Genomic DNA, 2365 nt, shown 5'->3' with positions numbered 1-2365 from the left:
GCGAGACGGGAGGGGCGCGCGGCGTCTCCTTTTGGAGTGCGGCGGCAACGACGCCGCTTTGGTTCCCGGGAAAGAGCTGCCGGGAGGGGTGCGGCATGGATCCTCCCCGGGCAAAGCGGTGTCGCCGTTTCGCTCTGCCACCGCACTCCACATAACAGACGGACCCGCCAAGGACGTGCGGGGGCTCCCGCGACATCTGACGCCTGACACGCCTTTCTTCAACGACATTCCCGCCCCCGGGCGGTCAGGGGCTCGCGATGACGGTGGTTTCCCCGGTCATCGCGAGGAGGCCGCACAGCGGCCGACGTGGCGACCTCTTGTCGGAATGCCTACGGAACCCTCCGGGTTGCGTGCTCTCCCCCCGGGGCGTCCATAATGGCGTCCGGCGGCGGCCGGGGCGTCCCCGTTGCCGCCGGTGCGGACGTTTCTCTTTTGCGCGGCGCGGAGGCATGGGGTCTCCGGGCCGGGGCAACCATGACAGGGAGGGTTTTGCCGTGTTTCTCCGCAGACTTCGCTTCCTCGTTCCCGCCGCGCTGGTCGCGGCCGGGGCCGCCGCCGGGGCGGTCCAGCTGTTCAACGACTACCGGGGCGCGTCCCTGCCGCCGTTGGAGACGCTCCAGAAGTCCTTCGACCGCATCCGCGGCGCGGAGGACCTGCGCATCGAGCAGGTGCTCGGCGCGGCGGAGCTGGAGAACAGCGAGCGCCGGCTCTACTGCTACTTCAAGGACGGTTCCGGCAACGTGTACGTGGACGACTCCATCGTGCTGGTGAAGCTGGACACGGACCTCTGGATCATGAAGATCCGGGGGGCCTCGCCGGAGAACAGCCCCTGGGGCATCGTCACCACGCCATGACCCGCCGCGAACGCCTGATGCGCACCCTGCGCGGGGAGGCCGTGGACCGCCCCCCCGTCTGCTTCTACGAGATCAACGGCCTCGACGAGCGCCCGGACGATCCGGACCCGTTCAACATCTACGCCGACCAGTCGTGGGGGCCCCTGATTGACCTGGCCCGGGAAAAGACCGACCGCATCGTCATGCGGGGCGTGGCCTTCGACGGCGTGCTGCCGGACCCCGTGGGCGACCTCGCGGAGACGGAGTCTTTCGAGCGGGATGGCAGCCGGTTCCGGGTCCAACGCGTGCGGGCGGGCGGGCGCACCCTCACGGCGCGCGCGCGCCGCGACCGCGATGTGAACACCGACTGGACGGAGGAGCACCTGCTCAAGGGCGAGGAGGACCTGGAGGCCTTTCTGGCGCTGCCGCCGCCCGCGTTCCGCGGCGCGCCGGACCCCGCGCCCGTGCTCGCCGCCGAGGCGGCCCTCGGCGGCACGGGCATCGTCATGATTGACACGCCGGACCCGCTCTGCCTCGCCGCGCTGCTCTTCAGCATGCAGGACTACCTGGCCGCCGCGCTCACGCGGCCCGACCTCTTCCACCGGCTCCTCGACCGGTTCGCGGCCGTGATCCTGCCGCAGACCGAGGCCGCCGCCGCCGCCCTGCCGGGCCGCCTCTGGCGCATCTACGGCCCCGAATTCGCCGCCGCCCCCTACCTGCCGCCGTCCCTCTTCCGCGAGTACGTCTGCCGGCATGTCGCGCCCATGATCCGCGCCATCCAGAAACACGGCGGCTACGCCCGCATCCACGCCCACGGACGCCTCCACGGCATCCTCGACGACATCGCCGCCATGGGGCCCGACGGTCTCGACCCCATCGAGCCGCCGCCGCAGGGGGACGTGGAGCTGCGGTACGTCCGGGAACGGTACGGGAAGGACCTGGTCCTCTTCGGCAACCTCGAACTCAGCGACATCGAGACCCTCCCCCCCGACCGCTTCGCCGAAAAGGTCCGCCGCGCCCTCGACGAGGGCACCGCGGGCGCAGGACGCGGCTTCGTGCTCATGCCCTCCGCGTGCCCCATCGGCCGCCGACTCTCCCCCGCCGCCCTGCGCAACTACGAGGTCATGGTGGAGATGACGGAGGGGGCGGGATAGCGGCCTCGGACACGGGGCAACCGGGGGCTGGAAAGGCATTCTCAACGCAGAGACGCAGAGGGCGCAGAGGAAGGCGCAAACGGGAGAATGCGGGGACAAGGCATCGGCCCAAGCCTGCACCGCGCGGAGCGCCTTGGAGTGCGGTAGCTTGCTGCCGCCTTTCTTCGCGCGGGCTTGCCCGCGCGCGGGCGGATGCGTGGTGCCGGGGGTGTTCACGAAGATCAGGCTATCGCGGTGCCCGGTCTGGAAGGCGGCAGCAAGCTGCCGCACTCCAAGGCGCGCTTCGCGCGCATTGCTGAAATTCGGCAGTGGTGAACAGAAAGCACTCGCATACTCTCCCCCCCTCTCTGCGTTCTCTGCGTCTCTGCGTTGAGTCTT

Annotated in this window: 2 protein-coding genes; both read left to right on the top strand. The window is 70.4% G+C overall.

Annotated elements, in window-relative coordinates; translation table 11 throughout:
- Positions 1-494 precede the first annotated feature (494 nt).
- On the top strand, positions 495-854 hold the full coding sequence (locus GXY15_07770; protein NLV41111.1) for a hypothetical protein: 360 nt from the start codon (positions 495-497) through the stop codon (positions 852-854).
- Complete coding sequence (locus GXY15_07765) at positions 851-1987, top strand: hypothetical protein (protein NLV41110.1); 1137 nt, start codon at positions 851-853, stop codon at positions 1985-1987. Before GXY15_07770 ends, GXY15_07765 begins: the two co-directional genes overlap by 4 nt.
- Positions 1988-2365: the final 378 nt, after the last annotated feature.

Source organism: Candidatus Hydrogenedentota bacterium (assembly GCA_012730045.1).
In the GTDB taxonomy this organism is placed as follows: Bacteria; Hydrogenedentota; Hydrogenedentia; order Hydrogenedentales; family CAITNO01; genus JAAYBR01.
The sequence above is the reverse complement of the archived record's forward strand: the minus strand, read 5'-3'. Positions and strand labels throughout refer to the sequence as shown.